This is a genomic window from Pseudarthrobacter sp. R1 (genome assembly GCF_024494415.1).
Taxonomy (GTDB): domain Bacteria; phylum Actinomycetota; class Actinomycetes; order Actinomycetales; family Micrococcaceae; genus Arthrobacter.
The window spans coordinates 192,799-213,097 of the sequence record NZ_JAMKFI010000011.1; the positions used below are offsets into that span (position 1 = coordinate 192,799).

The window sequence follows — 20,299 nt, forward strand, 5'->3', positions numbered from 1 at the left end:
GTGTTCATGACGGTGAGGAGGTGTTCGTACTGGTCGGTGGTGGCGAAGATTTCGATGTGGTGCAGGCCGTGGCGGGGTTTGCGGATGAAGGCGCCTTGGGTATGGCGGAGGGCTTCTTCGCTGGGTTCGGTGCCGTCGGCGTCGATGGTGTCGGCCCAGCGGCGGGCGACGCGGGCGAGGAAGTCCGGGTCGGCGGTGGCGGCTGTGGTGGTGAGGTTTTCCTCGATCAGCTCCAACCGCTCCGGTGTTGCAGCCTTGGTCGCGGGCGGTGAGGGCTTGGCGTTGGGCGGGGGTGAAGAGCCGGGTTTTGCGGCCGAGGTCCAGGATTTCGCCGTGGGTGCCGAGGAGGGCGGGGATGATGTCGGCGTCGCAGGCGATTTTGCGGATTGTCGCGGCGGCGACGGGGCCGGTGAAGGCGAAGTTCCCCGTGCCGGTACCGGTGGCCGTACCACTGGGGCGTGTGTGGTAGGGAAGGAGGTCCTGGTAGTTGATGGTGGCGATGATCTGTGGGCGGTTGCCGCCGGTGGCGGGCAGGGTGTTGGTGGCCAGGGCGGTTTTGACGGCGCCGATGATTCCCTCGAGCTGTTTCTGCGGCCGGGTGCGCCGGTCCAGGTCCACGTCGCCGTCCCGCCAGGGATCAGTACCAGTACCAGCACCAGCACCAACACCCGTGCCAGTGCCAGCAGCAGCACCGGTGCCAGTACCAGTGCCTGCGCCGGTGGTGGTGCGGGGGTTGGTGGCGGTGTTCATGACGGTGAGGAGGTGTTCGTACTGGTCGGTGGTGGCGAAGATTTCGATGTGGTGCAGGCCGTGGCGGGGTTTGCGGATGAAGGCGCCTTGGGTATGGCGGAGGGCTTCTTCGCTGGGTTACTCCGTCACTGGCTGAGAGGCAAGCCATTCCTTCCTCGTCCCGTACGGCTGCACGTAATACTCATGCACCAATTCCCGAATCTCATCACGGCTAATACCCCGCGGACCAACAGTCATGGCTGCTCCCGTTCCCTTCGATCACTGATTGACTCACAACCAGCCTGACGTAGAGGGTTGGCGCATTAAGTGAGAGAGCGTTTTGGCTAGAGCTGGAGGGTGGCGGGACGCTCGAGCCCGTTCACCGTGGTCGTTGGCCAGCGCGGGTCGACCGTGAGGACCTGCAGGCCGGATTCGGTGAGCTGGACAGTGTCCTCGATTTTGACGCCGGGCCCGGACGGGTTCCAGGTGAAGGCCTGGTTCAGGACCACCGTGTCCGTCGCCGCTGCGGTGACCCGGGGGTCGCGTCCCGCGTAGCCGGCCGGCCCGCCCTGATGGTGCAGTTCCCATTGCTCGGGTCCGAAACCGTGCCGGGCGTAGGCGGCCTGGATCTCGGCAAAGATCCGGTCCAGCCGGGCGCCGGGGACCGTAGCGTCGAAGATGTCCGCTTCCACAGCTGCGATGCGGGCCTCGGCGTCGAGCTCTTCCGGGGTGCCGGCGTCGAACCTTACCCAGCGGGTGATGTTGGCCACCAGGCCGTCCCTCCGGGCGCACACCACAGCCATGGCGCGCCGGCCCAAGGGCGAGTGGGTGGCCAGCGGGTGCCGGAACCCGCTCCGGCTGCTGCCGTTGCACAGGAGGACCAGCGGCTCGGCACCGGCGGCTACAACCCGGGCGGCCAGCGCGGATACCAGCTCAAACTCGGTGGTTTCCGGCCGTGCGGCTGAGAGCACGTCGGTCATGATGGCAGCGACGTCGGCACTAAGGCGGGCATACCGGGCGCTTTCAGCCGGGAGCAGCTGCTGGCGGGCAGCGCGCAGCTCAGCCGCTACGGCTGCTTCGGCCAGCGGGGCGGCCTTCCCGGCAGTGCCGACGGCGGCTGCCGCCTCGTGCAGGTTGCCGTACCAGGGCACCGAGTGAAGGGTGACGCCGGAGGGCAGTTCCTCGGCAGCGATGCGGCCGGCTTCGTTGTTGAAGGTGACCAGGTGGTCGCCCTCGCGGTCCACGAGGACGGCTGCGATGGGATCGCCGGCCAGGCTGATGTGCACCCGGCTGCCGTCCAGATACCAGGTCAGTGCAGTGTGGGTGGTGAGCAGCAGGGAATCCTGGCCCTTGGCGTCGAGGATGTCGATGACACGGCTCCGCTTGACCGCGCGGTCCTCGGCGGAGGCTGGCGCCACCCGGGCGGCAGGAGCCGCGACGGGTCCTGATGGCGTCGCTTCCAGCGTCGCGGTGCCGGTCCCTCTGCCCGCAAGCGGTGCGGTGTCTGCTGTTGTCTGGCTCATGAACGGTTCCCCTGCCGGTTGATCAATGCTTCAATGTCTGCTGTGCCCAGGATGCCGTCGGCCACAAAAACGGTGATGCTGCGTTGGACGGAAGTGCCCGGTTCTGCGATCACCGGGGTGTCCCAGGCCAGTGCCTGGCCCACCCCCGGGTAGCCGTCCACCCGGACGAACCAGGGGTCGGCGGAACCTTCCGCCGCAACGAAAACAAGGGTGGCGCTGCCGTGTGGCGTGCCGCCGTTGGACGTCCCCGCCTTGAATTTCCCCGCCCAGGCGAGCCAGGGCGTTACCGAACCGTGCACTTCGGATTCCCCGGCGCCGGCCGGTGTCCAGACGGCGGCGCTGTCGCAGGCCGGCAGCCTCCAGAAGAACCCGCCGTAGCCACCTTCGTGGCGGCCGTTGGATCCGGGGCTGCCGAGGCTGACCGGCTGGTTCCCGGCGGGGGAGAGGGCGAAGTCAAGGGACAGCTGCCAGGCGGAGGAATTGACGCCGGACCAGGTCCAGCGACGGTCCTCGACCAGGACGGGGGCGCCGTCGGGCCCGTTCCAGGTCAGGGTCTCCTGCAGCCGGCCGTCGTGGCCGCGGGACGTGGCGGCCGTTTCTTCAATAAGAGTTGCTGTGCTGGTGATGCTGCCGTGGTCCGGGCGCCAGACGTATTGTCCGGCTTCGCGCGTGTAGGTACGCCCGCCCCAGAAATTGATGCCGTCCACGTCCTGCAGGGCCACGCCGATGCCGAGGTGCCACACGTGGTCCAGCGGCTGGTGGTCCGTCACCACGGTGCCTTGAAGGGTACGTACCGGGTGCAGGTAAGGCCGCGGCGACGAGACAGCGCGGATACGGCTGCCGTCCTGGTACTCGGCGATGGCCTGGCCGTCCAGCGTCAACGTGCGGACTGGCGGGAGGGCCCGCGCCCACGGCACTCCCAGCTCGGCAAAGGTGGCCTGCGCCTTGATGGCGCGGCTGATCAAGGTGCCGATTTCGTGCACAACTGGATGGGCGTCGTCGCCCTCGCCTTCCCACGTGATGGCGTCTGCGGGGATCGCCTGGGGTGCCGGGGCTGTTCGGATGGCCTCCAGCACAGAAGTGAAAGCACCCGTGTCCGGCAGGGAACACAGCAGGCGGGCACCCGTCGAGCGGGCATCCAACAGGTTCTCAAGCAGGTCGGTGCGGCCGAAGTTCTCGCGGCGCTCGCCGTCGGCGGTGCTGATAACCACCTCGTCCCTGGTGTAGTAGAGGGTGATCTCGCCGCGGGTTCCGTGCACCGTCACGGACGGATCCTGCTGCTCGGGCGCGCACAGCGTCAGTCCGCAGAGCAGCGTAGTCCCGCCGGTGGTGCGGACGCGGATGATGGACGTGTCATCGCTCTGGGTGTCGTGTGCCCGGTAAAGGTCCGTCTCCACTGCTTCCACGTCCGCGAGCGTGTGTGCTCCCGCCATGTGGAGTGCGGTGGCCACGGCGTGGGCGAGGGCGTTGGTTGCCACACCGTCCACCACGTCGATGCCGTCCAGGCTGCGCTTCCCGGCCCAGCGCGAACGCTTGAAGTAGGCCTTGTTCCGCAGCCACTGCCCTTTCGCGCTTAGGCCGAGGATGTCACCAATCCCGCCCGCTTCCACCAAACGGCGAATGGCGGGCAATGCGTGGGAACCCAAGCTCTGGAAGCCCACCTGCACCAGCCGCCCGGCGGATTCAGCGGCTGCCAGCACCTCCTGGAACTGGGCGAGGGACGCCACGGGCGGCTTTTCCACGTACACATCTTTGCCCGCTGCCAACGCCGCGAGGGCCAAGGGGGCATGCGTCTGGATGGGGGTGGCAAGGATTACGACGTCGACCCCCGGATCCGCTGCCAGCAGCTGTCCCAGGTCATCGAAGACGGCTACCGAGTCTGCCAGCCGTCCTTCTGCCGGAGGATTGGGGTCCGCGACGGCGACCAGTTCCAGGGCCCCGGCCTCCTCAAGCCGGGCGAGGTTGGCAAGGTGGCGTTCGCCGAATCCGTGAACGCCCACCAGGGCTATCCGCGGAACCGCTGCCGGGTCAGTTGCCGGCGCCGTATGGGTGCTGTTCTCCGCGGTGGCGGATTGTTGAGTCATCAGGAAGTTCCTCGCGGGCTGAAGGTGGTTTGGAAGTAGGGTGTGGCGGCAGCAGCCGGGCCGGCTGTGTCCGACTGCTTGGCGTGCAGCGTGGAAGACAGGAAGTCGAGGGCTTCCTCCTGCATCCGGGCCGTAAAAACATGGCCGCCCGGCCAGAAGCTTCCGGCGTAACTCCCCGGGCGGTGCAGTGACTCCAGGATGCGGTGGGCCTCACGCATGCCGTCTTCCGGGAAAAGCTCATCTGCCAGGGCGTATTGCACCAGCAGGTGGCCCGCGCCCGATCTTGCCGTGAGTTCAGGCCAGTCACCCAGCCGCCACAGGCCTGGGGTCTGCAGCAGCCAGGAATGCGCGTCCAGGTGGGCGGGAAGAAGCGACTGGAAAGTGGTCATCATGCACGTCACCACGTAGCTGCGGATCCGCGGACTCAGGGCAGCAAGGGCCACGGAGCGGCCGCCACCACCGGAGAAGCCGATGCAGCCCAGCCGGTCCTGGTCCACGTTCGGCAGTCCGGCGAGAATCTCCAGGGCCGCCAGGTCGTCGTGGGCCACCATGCCGGCGAGACTGGTGCCCAGCAGGCCGGCGGTCTTGGCCACGGTTTCCTCGTGGAATGCAGCGGCGGCGTTGTATTCGTCAGCTTCGGAAGGCACGACGCCGTCCTGCCGCCACTGCGCCTGCCGCGCCTCCAGCGCCGAGGCCGTCCGCCACGGCGGAACGGAGAGGTCAAAGCGGCGGCTGCCCCAGGCGAACGTGTCGTGGGCGAGGACGGCGAAGCCCCGGCGCGCAACCTCGGTGGCAAGCGCCCGGCCGTCGTAGTGGCCTGCCCGTGCGTTGCTCGCCGAGGGATGCGATTCCGGGAGTTCCACCAGCCGGTCCGCCCCGCCGAACTTGTTTCCCCCGTGGCAGTGCAGGGCAAGAACGCCCGGCAGGGGTCCGGAAACCCCGGCCGGCCGGACCAGCCAGCCAGTGGTGCGGGGGCCGAAACCCAACTGCCAGCTGAGCTGGGAGGTGGTGACGCCGTCGTACGTTTCCGCCCAGTGGACCGTTACCTGCGGCTGCCGCGGCGAGCCCGGGACCCCAAGCGCGTCCGCGAGTTCCTGTGACGCCGGGGCGGCGGCCTGGTACCGGGGGTGTTGCTGGACATAGGCAGGCCAGTCGCCGTAGCCGGCTATCGCGCTGGGCCGCGGTGGCCGGGCTTCGTAGGTCAGTTCGGCATCGGGGCTCACTGGCCTGCCTCCTGTTCTGATGTTGCAGTTCGGAAATGTCCGTGCGGAGTTAGCCCAGGTTCGAGTTGACCTCTTGGATAAAGGCCTTGGCAGCGTCCCGCGGTGAGGTCTTTCCGAACAGTACATCCGTGTTGAGCCGGTTAATGACCTCCATGGTGGCCGACGATCCGGCGGGGAAGGGCAGCGGCGGCTCGATCTTGAGCTCAGCGATCCGGTCCAGGTATTCCGCTTCCTTCTGCTGGGATTCCTTGAGGAGAGGCGTGATGGCGGCCTTGAGTTCTGTGTTGGCAGGCATGCCGCGGTCGCTCTTGATCTTGGTGGCCGCGTCCACGTTGTTCACCAGGTAGTTGATGAACATGGCTGCTTCCTTGGGGTGCGCCGACTTCGAAGAGATGGCGTATTCCATGGAGGACCGCAGCCACGTGCCCGGCTGCTTGCTCTCGTTCGGGAGCTTCATCATCACCAGCGGTGAACCTGAGTACGAGTTCATCTGGTTGCTCCACGAAATCTTCATGCCCTGCTTGCCCTGGCCCATTAGCGTCAACTCGGGCTGGGCGGAGTTGTCCTCCACAGTCTGGGAGGCCGAGGGTGCGGCGCCGGTTTCCATCAGCTTCTTGTTCATCTCGAACCACTTGGTGGCGGTGTCCTCGCTGATGCCCAGCTTCTTGCCGTCATCGGTGTAGAGGTCCTCGCCGTGCTGGCGTGCCCATACAGCAAGGAACGAGTCGTTGGTCATAGGGGTGGTTCCGAAGGTTCCGGCCGGAGACTTCTTGGTAATCTCGGCGGCGATTTCGGCGTAGTCGTCCCAGGTCCAGGTCTCATCGTCGGGCAGTTCGACTCCGGCGGCCTCGAAGACTTTCGGGTCGACCACCATGGACATGGAGTTGACGCCGGCGGTGATGGTGTACTGCTTGCCGTCGATCTTGCCCAGGTCCACAGTCCCCTCTGCAAACTTTGACGTATCGATCTGGTCCTTGATCTTGTCCAGGTCCAGAAGCACACCCCGGCTCGCGTATTCACTGGGATAGGCACCGCTCATGGCGAAGACGTCCGGGGTGGTGCCCCCGGCGATCTGGGTGGCCATCTTGTCCCAGTAGGAACTGAATTCCGTGTTCTCGCCCTGCACCTTGATGGTGGGGTTCGCCGCTTCGAAGTCCTTAATGACCTCAAGCGTGGTCTTGGCGCGGGAGTCGTTGCCCCACCAGGCGAAGCGGATGGTGACGGGGTCTTCGACAGTCCCCACCTTGCTGGCTTCCGGACTGCTGCCGCAGCCGGTGAGAACCAGCGCCAACGCTGCTGATGCGCCGGCGACTGCCTTGGACGACTTTTTGAGACTAAACCGCATTGTCCTGCCCCTTGGTAGATGATTTCCGGTGAAGTGACGCCGATGACAGAAAGCGTTTTCTCAAAAACTAACAAAGGGCTATACAAGAGTCAAGAAACCGTTTACTTTGGTACGGAGCCGCTTTTGAATCCGGACCACCGCCAGGTGGCGCAACGGATGATCGCCACTCCTGGTCCGCTTCTTTAGGAATAGCGCCCGGGGCGGTGGGCGTCCGTACTCGCTCCGGCGATACCAAATACGTGGAGGCCACGATGACCAAAGGAGACCACATGGCCGCTAAACACATACCCAGGGCACCGCGCCCGGCTGGAACGCCGGCTGCTGCGGGCCTGCTGCACGGAACGGAGTTGCCCCAGTGAGCGCCATCAGCGAACTCAGCTCGATTTCCCGGAAGAAGGGTAAGGCGACCCCGGAAGAGAAGAAGGCGAACAGCCGCGACAATAAGGCCGCCTATATCTTCCTGCTGCCGTGGCTGGTCGGCCTCATCGCCATCACCATCGGCCCCATGCTGATGTCCCTCTACCTGTCCTTCACGGACTACAACCTTCTCCAGCCCCCGGAATGGGTCGGTTTGGAGAACTTCACCCGGATGCTCACGGACGCCCGGCTGCACAACTCCCTCGGCGTGACCTTCACCTACGTGTTCATCGGTGTCCCGCTCCAGCTGGCCGTGGCGCTGCTGATCGCCCTTGTCCTGGACAAGGGCCTGCGCGGGCTGCCGTTCTACCGCTCGGTGTTCTACCTGCCGTCCCTGCTGGGTGGATCGGTGGCCGTTGCCATCCTCTGGAAGCAGATCTTCGGCACTACCGGCCTGGTCAACCAGGTCCTTGCGATGTTCGGTATCCAGGGACCGGGCTGGATCTCGGATCCCAGCACTGCCCTTGGTTCCATCATCCTGCTGCACGTGTGGACCTTCGGCGCCCCCATGATCATCTTCCTGGCAGGCCTGCGGCAGATCCCCACCATGTACTACGAGGCCGCAAAGGTTGACGGAGCCTCCACGCTCCAGCAGTTCTGGCGGATCACCATGCCGATGCTGAGCCCCATCATCTTCTTCAACCTGGTGCTTCAGATCATCGGTTCGTTCCAGTCGTTTACCCAGGCGTTCATCGTCTCCGGCGGTAACGGCGGGCCCTCGGACTCCACCATGTTCTTCACCCTGTACCTCTACCAAAAGGGGTTCGGCCAGTTCGACATGGGCTACGCGTCCGCCATGGCCTGGCTCCTGCTGGTGATCATCGGCATCTTCACCGCCATCAACTTCATCGCTTCTAAGTATTGGGTTTTCTATGACGACTAAGCTTGAGACGCCGCCCACCCCGGAGACCGCCGGCGCGGGCAAGCCTACGAACCGCCGCAAGCCCAAAGTCAGGGAGTCCCGGGGCACCCTGGCCTTCAGCAAGGCGCAGCGCAGCAAGGCGCTGATGAAACATGCCATCCTCATCCTTGCAGGCGGGCTCATGATTTACCCGCTGCTGTGGATGGTGGTGTCCTCGCTGCGGCCCAACGAGCTGATCTTCCGCGAGCCCGGCCTGTGGCTGAACAGCCTGGAGATGAGCAACTACACGTCCGGTTGGTCCGCCCTGACCCACCCCTTCGGGCACTACATGATCAACTCGGCGATTGTGGTGATCGGATCCATCCTGGGCAACCTGATCTCGTGCTCGATGGCCGCGTACGCCTTCGCCCGGCTGCAGTTCACCGCCAAGAAGCTGTTGTTCGGCATCATGCTGCTGACCATCATGCTTCCGTTCCACGTGGTGATCGTCCCGCAGTACATCCTGTTCTCGCAGATTGGCTGGGTGAACACGTTCTGGCCGCTGATCGTGCCGAAGCTGCTGGCAACGGAAGCGTTCTTCGTCTTCCTGATGGTGCAGTTCATCCGCGGCATTCCCCGCGAACTGGACGAGGCCGCAAGGATCGACGGCGCCGGCCACCCGCGCATCTTCCTGCGGGTCATCCTGCCGCTGATGGTGCCGGCACTGGCCACCACCACCATCTTCACCTTCATCTGGACCTGGAACGACTTCTTCGGTGCGCTGATCTACCTGACGGACCCGGACATGTTCACGGTTCCGGTGGCACTGCGGGCCTTCGTGGATTCGCAGTCGGCCACGAGCTGGGGATCGCTGTTCGCGATGTCCATCGTGTCCCTGCTGCCGGTCTTCCTGGTGTTCCTTTTTGGTCAGCGGTTCCTCATCAAGGGCATCGCGACCACCGGTATCAAATAGTCCTGCCGATCAGCAGCGCGGCAGTTGCTGTTGACGCTACGGCACTTCGCGAAACGGCCCGTCCCATGGCGGGCCGTTTCTGCCGTTACGAAACAGTCATAAAAAAGATCTTGTAATACAAGTTTAGCACTTGTAGCATTAGGTACAGAAAGCGGTTTCCCGTTTTCTCCTCCTGCTCCTGGTTCCATCCCCATCCCCAAACCCAATCCCCAGCACCTGATCAACCAGCACCATGATCAAAGAAGATCGGAGTATCCAGTGCCGCTATTTTCCCGCCCTGCGTCTGCTGCCAAGCAATCGGCAGAGACACCCTCCACGGGCTCACGCCGCCCGCTACGCAAGACAGGCCTGGTAGCAGCCGCTGCCGCCGTCGTCATGGCCCTTAGTGCCTGTGGCGGAGGAGCTGCTTCGGAAAGCGCTGACGGTCCCGTCGAACTGCGTTTCTCCTGGTGGGGTGGCGACAAGCGGGCCCAGCTGACGCAGGAAGCCATCAAGCAGTTCGAGGCTGAAAACCCCAACATCAAGATCAAGCCTGAATTTGGCGACTGGAGCGGCTACTGGGACAAACTTGCCACCCAGGTCGCGGCCAACGATGCACCGGACATCATCCAGATGGACGAAAAGTACATCACTGAATACTCCAGCCGCGGCGCCCTTCTGGACCTGTCGAAGTACGAGATCGACACCTCCAAGCTCGACGAAGCGGCGCTCAACGCCGGCAAGAGCGAGGACGGTCTGACCGGCATTGCGGCCGGTATCAACGCCGCAACCATCCTGGCCAACCCCAAAGTCTTCGAAGCCGCTGGAGTGCCGCTGCCCGACGACTCCACCTGGACTTGGCAGGACTTCGAACGGATTGCCACCGAAATCACCGCCAAATCTCCCCAGGGCACCTATGGCGCCGCAGCTTATGGAACCGATGAGGCTTCACTGGGCGTCTGGCTCCGCCAGAACGGCAAGTCCCTGTACACCTCAGACGGCAAGTTGGGCTTTGAGCCGAGCGACATCGCCGAATGGTGGGAGTTCCTGAAGCAGCTCAGCGAGAAAAAGGCAGTTCCGTCCGCTTCCGAGGTAGTGGAAGCTGAGGCCGCACCGCTGGACCAGAGCGGACTCGCCACCGGCAAGAACGGCATGGCCTTCTGGTGGTCCAACCAGGCTCCTGCCCTGGAAAAGGCATCCGGCGGTGACCTGAAGATCCTGCGGTTCCCCACCAAGACCGGAAAGGCCGATGACGCCGGACTCTGGTACAAGGCTTCGCAGTTCTGGTCTGCCTCCTCACGCACCAAGCACCCTGAGGAAACGGCCAAGTTCATCGACTTCCTGGCCAACAACGTCAAGGCCGGCGAAGCGCTTCTTGCAGACCGCGGTGTCTACCCGAACTCGGATGTCCGGGCAGCCATTGAATCCAAGCTGACTCCTGCCGACGTCAAGGTGGTCAAGTTCATCGACCAGATCAAGGATGAGCTGGGCGAGGCTCCGGCACCTCCGCCGAAGGGCGCCGGCTCTATCCAGGAAATCATCAAGCGCTACACCTCTGAGGTTCTCTTCGAGCGGCTATCCACGGAGGAAGCTGGCAAGAAGGCACACGACGAGATGAAGTCCGCCATCAGCAGTTAGGCTTCACACCTAGTTTTCACACCGCCAACAAACACGGCTCTGGACACATTGGGAGGACGCCTCCTCCGCCCATAACGTCCGACGGCGGGTGGCAGCTCCGTCCCGGCAGGAACCTTTCGGTTCCTCCCGGGACGGAGCTGTTTAAGGAGTTGTTCGGGCCGTCACTGGTGAGCCGCTACCAGCCGTGGGACCCAAGTGGGGTCTGTTTATTGGGCCGGGTCGCCCGACGGGATAAGGACCCGCCGCCGCTGGGGCCAAAGGTTGCGTGGTGCAACACGGCCGAGTACCTGCACCGAGTGCTTCGCGGCCATCGGTAATGCGGTTCCTGGCAGGGGTGGGGCAGTGGATCGGTAGGTATGGCCCGTGGGTGTGCGGAGTTCCATTGAGTGGCGGGGTCCCGGTACGGGTTTTGCTGACCAGCCGGGGTTTTCCTTGGTGTGGTTGCAGGCTTCGCAGAGCCCTTGGCCGTTGCCGGCGGTGGTTGGGCCGTCGTTGTGCCAGGGGATGATGTGGTCGTCGTGGCGGATGGGCGCGTCGCAGTACGGGGTTCGGCAGGTGTCGTCGCGTACTTGGAGGAATCGGCGGAGCCTGGGTGGGAAGAACCTGGCTTTTGAATCCATCGCGACCAGCTCGCCGGTGCCGGGGGCGGTGTAGAGCCGGCGGAGCCAGACGGACAATTCCTGCTGACCGCGAGAACCAGAATCAGTGCCAGAACCGACACCAGCATCAGTGCCAGAACTGACACCAGATTCAGTGCAACCAGAACCAGAACCAGCGGCCAGGGCGGCCATCCCTGCTGCGGCGGGGCCGATTGACCGGTTCAGGATGGTTTCGCGTGCCCAGTGTGCGGGGACGGTGCCGTAGCCGGTGAGCCGGGCGGGTTCGCTGTCGCCCTGGAGAAGTGTGCGGTCGGTCATGACGAGCTGGATGTCGATCCCGGTGATCCCGCCCGGGGCGCCGGTGACGCGTTCGACCAGGGAATCGGCCATGATCTGGCCCTTGGAGCGCTCATCACCGGAGGACCGCAAAGAATCGGCGTCCCGGGTGAGGGACGCGTACGCGGCCACACCCTGTGCGACCGGAAGGAGGGCGGTCAGATAGGTCATGGTGTCCGGCGCCGGACGCAACGACACGGTCCGCTCGGTCACGGCGTGGGATGCCCGCTTCGCGACCGAGCTGGGATCACGCCGGTACGCGGCCGCCCGAACAGCGGCAATGATGGCCCGGTCCCCGAACCCGTCAAGGGACCCGGTGTCCGCGGCGAGTTCCTCGTCCACCGCCTTCCGATCCTCGACCGACAGGCACGCGGTTTCCTTCACCACTAGCGTGGTCCGCCACTCATTCAGGCGCCCGGACCGGAACGCCTCAAACGTACAGGGCATCTCCCTCAGAGCTTTGGCCAGGCCCAGTAGCCGGCCACCCCGTGCGGGCGACTCCCGCCGCGCCAACGCCACCTGGGCGCCGACCCCGGCACCTTGCTCATCGGCAGGAACCCCGGCGGCGGCCTGCTCCCGCCGCTGCTGCAGGTCAAAAGCAACAGTAACCTCGGCCTGCCGCGCCGCCGCCAAAACCTTCGCATCCTCGAACTGGCGAATCTGGTCAATCATGCCCGGCCCGTCAACGGCCACAGGCACAGACGCCAGAATCCTCAAGGCATCCGCCACGGACAGGACAGGACCAACACCTGGGGCAGGAGCAGGGGCAGGGGCAGCAGGCGGCACACCGGCGATGCCCGCCCTGCTCACCTGTGCCAAAGCCCCAACCGCTTCCATAAACAAAGTCTTCCAGCAGGCACTGACAATCACCGGGAGCGAAGGTTCCTATGTGGAAAACCAGGCCAGGCAGGCGCAAAAGCCTGTCCCGTGGGGCACCTGCCAGCTGGCGTGCCCTACCCAGCGGCAATAAAGTGCCCAGCCGCAATAAGGTGCGACGGGGCGCCAAGGGAGGCGCCGCCGTCGTACGCACGCCAAGCCTCAGGGCGCCGCGCTGAAGCGGCGCCCCAATAAATGGAGGTCAGTCCTCCGCGACCACCACAACAGCTCCGGCAGGCACAACTCCGTCGAACGGCTGGCCGGAGAGCAGGTCAACGCCGGCAGCCTGGACAGCCCCGGACGTCCGCGAGTGGTTGATGGCAAACAGGAAGCTGCGGCCATCGGTAGAACGCCGACGGACCACCTCCACGCCGGGATCCGCAACGGCTGCCGCGGCAACACCCGATTCAGCCAGCAGCCGGTCCACAAGCGCCTCGATGCCGTCGCGGTCCGGGAATGTGGCGAGGTACCACGCGGCCCCTTCACCCACCGCCCGCCGGGTCAGGGACGGTACGCCCTCGAGCGGATACTCCGTGAAAGTCTGGACCGCTTCGGCGCCCGTCAGGTGGACATGCTCGCTCCAGATAGACGAGACGCTGCCGTCGCTCAATTTCAGCTGCCCGCCCGCCAGCAGGGGATGGAACTCCTCCACGCGCACGCCCAGCAGCTCCCGGAAAGCACCCGGGTAGCCGCCCAGCCGCACGTGATCCTTTTCGTCTACAATCCCGCTGAAGTAGCTCACCAGCACCGTGGCACCGGCAGAAGCGGCAGCCGCGATATTGGCTGCCGCTTCGTCGGTAACCGAGTACAGGGTGCACACCAGGACGAGATCGTAACCCTCAAGCGACGCCGACGGGTGCACCATATCCACGGACACCCCCCGCAGGAAAAGCGACCGGTGGAAGGCCCGCAGCAGGTCCAGGTACTTCACGTCCTGACTGGGCTTGGAGTCGATTTCGCTCGCCCACCAGGCCTCGTAGTCGAACACAATAGCCACGCGTGATTCCACCCGCGAACCACGCACCGGAGCCAGTCGCTTCAGGGCAGCCCCGAGGTCAACCACCTCACGCCACACACGCGTGTCCCGGCCGCCATGCGGCACCATCGCAGAGTGGAACTTCTCCGAGCCGGCGAAACTCTGCCGCCATTGGAAAAACATCACAGCGTCAGCGCCCCGCGCCACGTGGGCCAGCGAGTTTCGCAGCATTTCACCGGGCATCTTGGGCTGGTTGCGCGGCTGCCAGTTGACGGCCGACGTCGAATGTTCCATCAGGATCCACGGGTCACCTCCCGCAATGCCCCGGGTAAGGTCTGCGCTGAATGCGAGTTCGATCTGCCGTTCGGGATCGGCCGCAACCAGGTAGTGGTCGTTGGCGATGACGTCCAGGTCCTTGGCCCAGTCGAAGTAGTCCATGGATTTGGTGGCGCTGGATGCCATCAGGTTGGTGGTGCAGGCCACCCCGGGAGTGACCTCGCGCAGGACGGCAACAAGGTCCCGGTAGTAGTCCATCAGCGCCCAGGAGTTGAAGCGCTGGAAGTCCAGCTGCTGGCCCGGGTTCAACGTGGAAGGCGCAGCGGCCGGAGGCAGGATTTCCGCGAACGAGCCGTAGTTCTGGGACCAGAACGCCGTACCCCAGGCAGCGTTGAGGGCATCGATGCTCCCGTACCGCCGCTCAAGCCAGAGCCGGAAGGCGGCGGCGTCTTCTTCGCCATAAAACTCCGAGACGTGGCAGCCCAACTCGTTGTCCACGTGCCAGAGTGCAAGCGCGGGATGGTCCTTGTAGCGCTCCGCCAGCACCCGTGTGATGCCGGTTGCGTAGCGCCTGTAAACGGCCGACGACGGCGTGTAGTGCCGCCGCGAGCCCGGTCCCAGCACGGTTCCGTCCGCCGTGACGGGCAGGATTTCCGGATGCTTGCGTACCAGCCAGGCCGGGGGAGCGGCCGTGGCAGTGGCCAGGGCAACCTTGACGCCGATTCCCGCCAGGTTGTCCATCACCTCATCCAGCCAGCCGAAGTGGTACTTGCCCTCTTCCGGCTCCAGCAGCGCCCAGGAGAAGATGCCCACGCTGAGGAAGCTCACCCCCGCCTCCTGCATCAGCTCCAGGTCCTCCAGCCGGACGCTGACCGGCCACTGTTCGGGGTTGTAGTCGCCGCCGTAGGCAATGCCATTGATGTTGTTCCAGACGCTGGCCGGGCTGGAGGTTTCCTGCAAAGTCATGGGACTCCTTTGTCTGCTGGGAAGATGGAACTGGCTCGAAAATCAGATCTTTGGAAAACGCTTGCCCATTTCCGGGAATGCCGATATTGTATCGTTTCAGAAGCCGTGTAAGCCAGCTCACTACTCACGTTGTAGGGTGAGCGACTGGGATTGCACACATCGAGCAAGGAGGCTCCCATGATCAACAGAAGGCATTTCCTCACCACCGTAGCCGTCGGCACCGCATCTGCCGCCGCTCTGGCGGCCTGCGGAACAGGCTCCAGCACCAGCGCCGGAGAAACCGGCTCCGCCGAGAACCCCGTCACCATCAACTACACCTGGTGGGGCAACGATGACCGCGCCGAGCGTACCCGCAAGGCGATCGCCCTGTTCGAGTCGAAGAACCCGGACATCAAGGTCAACGGCAACTTCACCGACTTCGCCGGCTACTGGCAGAAGCGCGCCACCGAAGCAGCCGGCGGCGGCCTGCCGGACGTCATGCAGTGGGACCTCTCCTACCTGCGCGACTACGGCCAGCGCAACCAGCTCCTGGACCTGGGCACCGTGAACATCAACACCGACGCCTTTGACAAGTCCCTCCTGCCTTCAGGCCAAATCAGGGGCAAGACCTACGGCATCCCCACCAGCACCAACGCCTTCGCTGTCTACTACGATCCGGCCAAGCTGGCGTCCCTGGGCATCGCGGAGCCCACCGGCAAGTGGAGCTACAAAGAGTTCAACGACTTCCTGACCGAGGTTGGCACCAAGAGCAACAGCGCGATCTTCGGCTCCACCGACTACACCGGTGTTTGGTGGATGTTCAACATCTGGCTGCGCCAGAACAACATCGAGGCCTTCACCGAGGACGGTAAGCTCGGCTTCACCAAGGACGACATGAAGAAGTGGTGGAACACCACGGCGGGCCTGCGCGGCACGCCTGCCATCATCACCGAAGAGCGCGTCACCCAGCTCGCCCCGAAGTCTCCCTTCGGCTCAAACGTCACCGCCACCGAAGTCACCTGGGACAACTTCATGGCCGGCTACCTCGCGGACAGCGGCGCGAAGGAACTCAAGCTGGTTCCGGTCCCCTCCGACGACCCGGACAACCTTGGCCTGTTCCTGAAGCCGTCCATGCTGATGGTGGCCAGTGCCAAGACCAAGTTCAAGGACGCGGCCGCCCGCTTCATCGACTTCATGATCAACGATCCCGAGGTTGGCCAGATCTTCAAGACCTCCCGCGGTGTCCCGGCATCGAAGACCCAGCGCGACGGCACCACCTTCGAAGGCACCGACAAGCTGGTGGTGGACTACGAAAAGTCCATCGAGCAGTACCTCAAGGATGCTCCGGAGCCGCCCATCGTGGGCTTCGGTACCCTCGAGGCTTCCTTCAAGCGCGTCAGCTCGGACCTGAACTACGGCAAGCTGACCATCGACGGCGCAGCCGACGCATGGTTCAAGGAAGCCGAAGACCTCATCAAGCAGAACGCCTGAGCAGCATAGTGTCTGCCCGACGATCACAACTGACGGATTGAACTCGTGACTCAAAGCCCAACATTGAGCAGGCGTTCGGCACAGTCCGATTCCCCGCTGCCGCGCAAGTCGCGGCAGCGGGGGGCGGATGCCCGCGCCGGCTACACCTTCCTGCTGCCCTGGCTGCTGGGATTCATCGCCCTCACTGTTGGGCCCATGATTTCCTCGCTCTACCTGTCCTTCACCAACTACAACCTGTTCGAGCCGCCCAAGTGGATCGGCCTGGACAACTACACCACCCTCTTCCAGGACGAACGGTTCCTGCAGTCGGTAGGCGTCACCGTGGGCTATGTCGTCTTCGGCACCCCGCTCAAGCTCGCGGCTGCATTGGCGGTGGCGATGCTCCTGAACAGCAAGCGCCGCGGCCAGGGTTTCTACCGCTCCGCGTTCTACGCCCCGTCCCTGATCGGCGCGTCAGTATCCATCGCCATCGTCTGGAAGGCCATGTTCGGCGACGCCGGCCCGGTGGACCAGGGCCTGTCCTTCTTCGGGATCAACCTGGGCGGCTGGGTGGGCAACCCGGCCATGACCATGCCGATGTTCATCCTGCTGACCGTCTGGCAGTTCGGCGCCCCGATGGTGATCTTCCTCGCCGGCCTGAAGCAGATCCCGGCGGATCTCTACGAAGCGGCGTCCATGGACGGTGCCGGCCCGGTCCGGAAGTTCTTCAACATCACCTGGCCCATGCTCTCCCCGGTGATCTTCTTCAACCTGCTGATGGAAACCATCCACGCGTTCCAGATCTTCGCCTCGGCCTACATCATCTCCAACGGTGAAGGCGGCCCGGCCGGCTCCACCCTCTTCTACACCCTCTACCTGTACCTGCGGGGCTTCAGCGACTTCCGGATGGGCTACGCCTCGGCGATGGCCTGGCTGCTGGTGATCGTCGTCGGCATCATTACCCTGATCTTCTTCCGCACGTCCAAGTCCTGGGTCCACTACAGCGGTGATGCAAAATGACAAGCACGGCAACCCCCACCCAGTCCCTCCCGGACGCACAGGTGCTGAACTACAACCCCAAGTCCGAGTCCGCAACAGCCAAACGCGCCAAGAGCACCCTCTTCCACGTCGTTGCCCTTGCACTGACGGCCGTGGTCCTGTACCCGGGCCTGTGGATGATCGCCTCCTCCTTCAAGCCGAACTCCGAGATCGGCGGCGCCAACACGTCGCTGTGGTCCAACAACTTCAGCTTCGACAACTTCGTCACGGCGATGGAAGGCATCGGTGGCGTGTCCACCCTGCAGTTCTTCACCAACTCGCTGATCCTGGCCATTGGCGCCGTGGTGGGAACCATCCTGTCGGCCAGTGTCTCGGCCTACGCGTTCGCCAGGATCAAGTTCCCGGGCCGCAGCATCTTCTTCGGCATGATGATCGCAACCCTGCTCCTGCCGTTCCACGTGGTGATCATCCCGCAGTACATCGTGTTCCAGCAGCTTGGCCTGGTGGACACGTACGTGCCGCTGCTGATCGGCAAGTTCCTGGCCGCTGACGCGTTCTTCGTGTTCCTGATGGTCCAGTTCATGCGCAACCTGCCAGGCGAGCTGGACGAGGCCGCCAGGATCGACGGCGCCGGCCACGTCCGGATCTTCACCTCCATCATGCTGCCCCTGATGAAGCCGGCCCTGATCTCCACCTCGATCTTCTCCTTCATCTGGAGCTGGAACGACTTCCTGGGCCCGCTGCTCTACCTGAACACCCCGGACAAGTACCCGCTGCCCCTGGCTTTGCGACTGTTCGTGGACCAGACCCAGAGCTCGGACTACGGTGCAATGATCGCCATGTCCGTCCTGGCCCTGCTGCCGGTGCTGATCTTCTTCCTGGTGTTCCAGCGGTACATTGTTGAAGGCGTCTCCACCCAGGGCCTCAAGGGCTGACGCCCGGAAGCCGATACAGAAAATGAGCGTCATGGACAGCACCACACCCGCCCCCAACCACCACGAGCCCGTTCAGGTAAACCGCTTAGCGTTGTTCTCCGAGACCCTCCTGGCAGGGGTGCTGGTGCTGGTGCTGTCCATTCCGCTGGTGACGATCCCCGCCGCCTATGCGGCGGGGATCGCCCATCTGGAACGGCACCTCTCCGGCCGGGACGATTCCGTCCGCGGCCTCTGGGGCACGTTCAAAGCTGCCCTGCCGGGCAGCTGGAAGCTTGGAATCACGACGGCGGTAGCCGCCGTCGTGATTGTCCTTAACCTGTTGCTCGCTTGGGTAGGGCAGCTGCCGGGCCGGGAAGTGGTGCTGCCGGCAACCCTGATCCTGGCTGCTGCCGCAGCCATTGTGCTCCTGCGCACTGCCGCCGCATGGTCCGACTTCGCCGGCGCCCGTGCCGATGCACGCATCGCCTGGCGCTCCGCGCTTGAGACCGGCCAGGCCCTGTCCCTGAAGGACTGGAGCGGGTCCCTCCTGCTGGCCGCCGCGCTCTTCGGGGCTGTGGTGTTCGTCTGGATGCTGGCAGCACTGTTCGTGGTGGTTCCCGGCACCCTGATCCTCGCCGCTGCAGCGGTCAAACTGCGCTCCACCCGCTCCTGAATCATCAGGCCCCTCAGCGCTGAGTTCCACCAGCGGCGGGCAACTCCCGCAGGCTACAAAGCATTTCCTGGTTCTGCCCGTCACTAATGTGAGTTGAGTCCGACGTGTCTTCCGACCGCCAGCGTTCCGAACAGTCCCTCCGCTCGACGAAGAGCCAGCCCCCCTGGTACCAGCCCCTCAAGCAGCGCAACTACCGGATCTTCCTGGTGCTCGTATTCACCGGCAGTGTAGGGGTGTGGATGCAGCGGCTGGCCCAGGACTGGCTGGTGCTGCAGCTCACCGGCAGCCCGGCCGCCGTGGGTGTGGCGGTGGCACTGCAGTTCCTGCCGATGCTGATCGTGGGACCCCTCAGCGGCTTGCTGGTGGACATGTTTCCCAAACGCCGGATCATGATGGTCTGCCAGGCCGTCATCGCCTTCCTCGCCTTTGCCCTCGCCGTGTGGGCCGCGACTGGAACCGTCACCGTCTGGGCCGTCTACGCCAGTTGCGTGGCGCTGGGCGTAACGTCAGCCATCAACCAGCCCGCCAGCCAGGTGTTCGTCAACGAAGTAGTGGGCGACGTCGCCCTCAGGCCCGCAATCGGCATCAACAATGCGATCGGCCAGCTGGGCGCCATGGCCGGGCCTGCGCTGGCTGGACTCGTCATTGCACAGCTCGGATCGGCAGCAGCGTTCGCCGCGAATTCACTGCTGTGCCTGCTGGTGCTTTGCCTGATCGCAGCTATCCGGCCGGCCGAGCTGCACCCGAGCATTCCGGCGGAACGGGGGAGGGGCCAGCTCCTGGCCGGGTTCCGCTACGTCCGGGAACGGCCTTCGCTGCTGCTGGTTATTGCCTTGGCCGGACTCCTGGGGATGTTCGGCATGAACGGGCCCGTGGTGCTGGCCGCCTTTGCCGAACGGGCGTGGCACAACGGCGTTGAAGGGTTCGGGCTGTTCAACACCGTCAGCGCCATCGGAGCCCTGGCCGGGGCGTTGCTGGCCGCCCGCCTCCGGAGCCTTGGCCGAAAGGGGATCGTGCTGGCTGCAGGCCTCTTCGGGTTCTCCCAGCTGGTGGCGGCCCTGATGCCCACCCTCATCCTCTTCATTGCCATGCTGGTGGTGGTGGGCCTGATGACCCTGCTGTTCCTGACCAGTGCCGCCACCGCCGTGCAGCTGGAGGCCGGGCCGGAGATCCGCGGCAGGGTGATGGCTTTGTACCTGCCACTGCTGCTGGGAGGACATGCCCTGGGCGGCCTGCTGGCCGGCTGGCTGACGGAGCAGTTCGGCGTACGGCTCGGACTCGTGACCACCGGTGCCTTGGGCATGGTGTCCGCCGTCGTGATCGGTGTGCTGCTTTGGTTGAATGCCCGGAAACAAAGGGACTAGCGGTCCAGCGTCGCTGACGCGCCGTGGTGGGAGAAAGTATGCGGTTGCCTCGCCCCGGGCTCTGGCCGAGGATGAGGTTTTGGGCAGATCATGGAGGTGTCTGCCGCGGTGGACGCCGG

The 20,299-nt window shown here is 64.6% G+C and carries 14 protein-coding genes and 2 pseudogenes; 8 read left to right on the top strand and 8 right to left on the bottom strand.

Going from position 1 to position 20,299, the window contains the following annotated elements; translation table 11 throughout:
• From M8J71_RS21875 to M8J71_RS21900, 6 genes and pseudogenes are all read right to left on the bottom strand, one after another.
• Positions 1-224: pseudogene (locus M8J71_RS21875) on the bottom strand (HNH endonuclease signature motif containing protein); the annotation flags it as partial.
• A gap of 25 nt (positions 225-249) precedes the next feature.
• Positions 250-867, bottom strand: a pseudogene (locus tag M8J71_RS21880) (DUF222 domain-containing protein); the annotation flags it as partial.
• A gap of 206 nt (positions 868-1,073) precedes the next feature.
• On the bottom strand, positions 1,074-2,252 hold the full coding sequence (locus tag M8J71_RS21885; RefSeq protein ID WP_256249955.1) for a M24 family metallopeptidase: 1,179 nt from the start codon (positions 2,250-2,252) through the stop codon (positions 1,074-1,076).
• Positions 2,249-4,336 carry a DUF6807 family protein gene (locus M8J71_RS21890; RefSeq protein ID WP_256249956.1) on the bottom strand — a complete coding sequence of 696 codons (2,088 nt, stop codon included), beginning with the start codon at positions 4,334-4,336 and terminating at the stop codon, positions 2,249-2,251. The genes M8J71_RS21885 and M8J71_RS21890 overlap by 4 nt, the downstream gene beginning before the upstream one ends.
• On the bottom strand, positions 4,336-5,559 hold the full coding sequence (locus M8J71_RS21895) for an acetylxylan esterase (protein WP_256249957.1): 1,224 nt from the start codon (positions 5,557-5,559) through the stop codon (positions 4,336-4,338). The genes M8J71_RS21890 and M8J71_RS21895 overlap by 1 nt, the downstream gene beginning before the upstream one ends.
• Before the next feature lie 49 nt (positions 5,560-5,608).
• Positions 5,609-6,904, bottom strand: coding sequence for an ABC transporter substrate-binding protein (locus M8J71_RS21900; protein WP_256249958.1), 1,296 nt, complete (start codon positions 6,902-6,904; stop codon positions 5,609-5,611).
• A 355-nt stretch (positions 6,905-7,259) separates the two neighbouring features.
• Here M8J71_RS21900 and M8J71_RS21905 point away from each other — a divergent pair, with 355 nt between their 5' ends.
• From M8J71_RS21905 to M8J71_RS21915, 3 genes are all read left to right on the top strand, one after another.
• Positions 7,260-8,204 carry a carbohydrate ABC transporter permease gene (locus M8J71_RS21905; protein ID WP_256249960.1) on the top strand — a complete coding sequence of 315 codons (945 nt, stop codon included), beginning with the start codon at positions 7,260-7,262 and terminating at the stop codon, positions 8,202-8,204.
• Positions 8,194-9,135 (top strand): carbohydrate ABC transporter permease, encoded by a 942-nt coding sequence (locus tag M8J71_RS21910; protein ID WP_256249962.1) that lies wholly within the window; start codon positions 8,194-8,196, stop codon positions 9,133-9,135. The genes M8J71_RS21905 and M8J71_RS21910 overlap by 11 nt, the downstream gene beginning before the upstream one ends.
• Positions 9,136-9,393: 258 nt before the next feature.
• On the top strand, positions 9,394-10,752 hold the full coding sequence (locus M8J71_RS21915; protein WP_256249963.1) for an ABC transporter substrate-binding protein: 1,359 nt from the start codon (positions 9,394-9,396) through the stop codon (positions 10,750-10,752).
• A 206-nt stretch (positions 10,753-10,958) separates the two neighbouring features.
• Here M8J71_RS21915 and M8J71_RS21920 read toward each other — a convergent pair whose 3' ends face one another.
• Both M8J71_RS21920 and M8J71_RS21925 read right to left on the bottom strand, forming a co-directional pair.
• On the bottom strand, positions 10,959-12,359 hold the full coding sequence (locus M8J71_RS21920; protein WP_256250102.1) for an HNH endonuclease: 1,401 nt from the start codon (positions 12,357-12,359) through the stop codon (positions 10,959-10,961).
• A 406-nt stretch (positions 12,360-12,765) separates the two neighbouring features.
• On the bottom strand, positions 12,766-14,781 hold the full coding sequence (locus tag M8J71_RS21925; protein WP_256249964.1) for a beta-galactosidase: 2,016 nt from the start codon (positions 14,779-14,781) through the stop codon (positions 12,766-12,768).
• A 177-nt stretch (positions 14,782-14,958) separates the two neighbouring features.
• Between M8J71_RS21925 and M8J71_RS21930 the strand changes: the two genes are divergently transcribed.
• The 5 genes from M8J71_RS21930 (at position 14,959) to M8J71_RS21950 (ending at position 20,180) form a co-directional block, all read left to right on the top strand.
• Positions 14,959-16,251 carry an ABC transporter substrate-binding protein gene (locus M8J71_RS21930; protein ID WP_256249965.1) on the top strand — a complete coding sequence of 431 codons (1,293 nt, stop codon included), beginning with the start codon at positions 14,959-14,961 and terminating at the stop codon, positions 16,249-16,251.
• 45 nt (positions 16,252-16,296) lie between these two features.
• Positions 16,297-17,250: a carbohydrate ABC transporter permease gene (locus M8J71_RS21935; protein ID WP_256249966.1), complete on the top strand. Its 954-nt coding sequence runs from the start codon at positions 16,297-16,299 to the stop codon at positions 17,248-17,250.
• Complete coding sequence (locus M8J71_RS21940; RefSeq protein ID WP_256249967.1) at positions 17,247-18,164, top strand: carbohydrate ABC transporter permease; 918 nt, start codon at positions 17,247-17,249, stop codon at positions 18,162-18,164. The genes M8J71_RS21935 and M8J71_RS21940 overlap by 4 nt, the downstream gene beginning before the upstream one ends.
• A gap of 22 nt (positions 18,165-18,186) precedes the next feature.
• Complete coding sequence (locus M8J71_RS21945; RefSeq protein ID WP_256249968.1) at positions 18,187-18,816, top strand: Poxvirus protein I5; 630 nt, start codon at positions 18,187-18,189, stop codon at positions 18,814-18,816.
• Between the two features lie 104 nt (positions 18,817-18,920).
• Positions 18,921-20,180, top strand: a complete 1,260-nt coding sequence (locus tag M8J71_RS21950) for an MFS transporter (RefSeq protein WP_256249969.1) — start codon at positions 18,921-18,923, stop codon at positions 20,178-20,180.
• The last annotated feature ends 119 nt before the right edge of the window (positions 20,181-20,299 follow it).

What these genes read in the sequence shown, in the direction of transcription:
- M8J71_RS21900 (WP_256249958.1), bottom strand. Translation starts at nt 6,904, where the DNA reads ATGCGGTTTAGTCTCAAAAAGTCGTCCAAGGCAGTCGCCGGCGCATCA.
- M8J71_RS21890 (WP_256249956.1), bottom strand. Translation starts at nt 4,336, where the DNA reads ATGACTCAACAATCCGCCACCGCGGAGAACAGCACCCATACGGCGCCG.
- M8J71_RS21940 (WP_256249967.1), top strand. Translation starts at nt 17,247, where the DNA reads ATGACAAGCACGGCAACCCCCACCCAGTCCCTCCCGGACGCACAGGTG.
- M8J71_RS21930 (WP_256249965.1), top strand. Translation starts at nt 14,959, where the DNA reads ATGATCAACAGAAGGCATTTCCTCACCACCGTAGCCGTCGGCACCGCA.
- M8J71_RS21925 (WP_256249964.1), bottom strand. Translation starts at nt 14,781, where the DNA reads ATGACTTTGCAGGAAACCTCCAGCCCGGCCAGCGTCTGGAACAACATC.
- M8J71_RS21885 (WP_256249955.1), bottom strand. Translation starts at nt 2,252, where the DNA reads ATGAGCCAGACAACAGCAGACACCGCACCGCTTGCGGGCAGAGGGACC.
- M8J71_RS21945 (WP_256249968.1), top strand. Translation starts at nt 18,187, where the DNA reads ATGAGCGTCATGGACAGCACCACACCCGCCCCCAACCACCACGAGCCC.
- M8J71_RS21910 (WP_256249962.1), top strand. Translation starts at nt 8,194, where the DNA reads ATGACGACTAAGCTTGAGACGCCGCCCACCCCGGAGACCGCCGGCGCG.
- M8J71_RS21920 (WP_256250102.1), bottom strand. Translation starts at nt 12,359, where the DNA reads ATGATTGACCAGATTCGCCAGTTCGAGGATGCGAAGGTTTTGGCGGCG.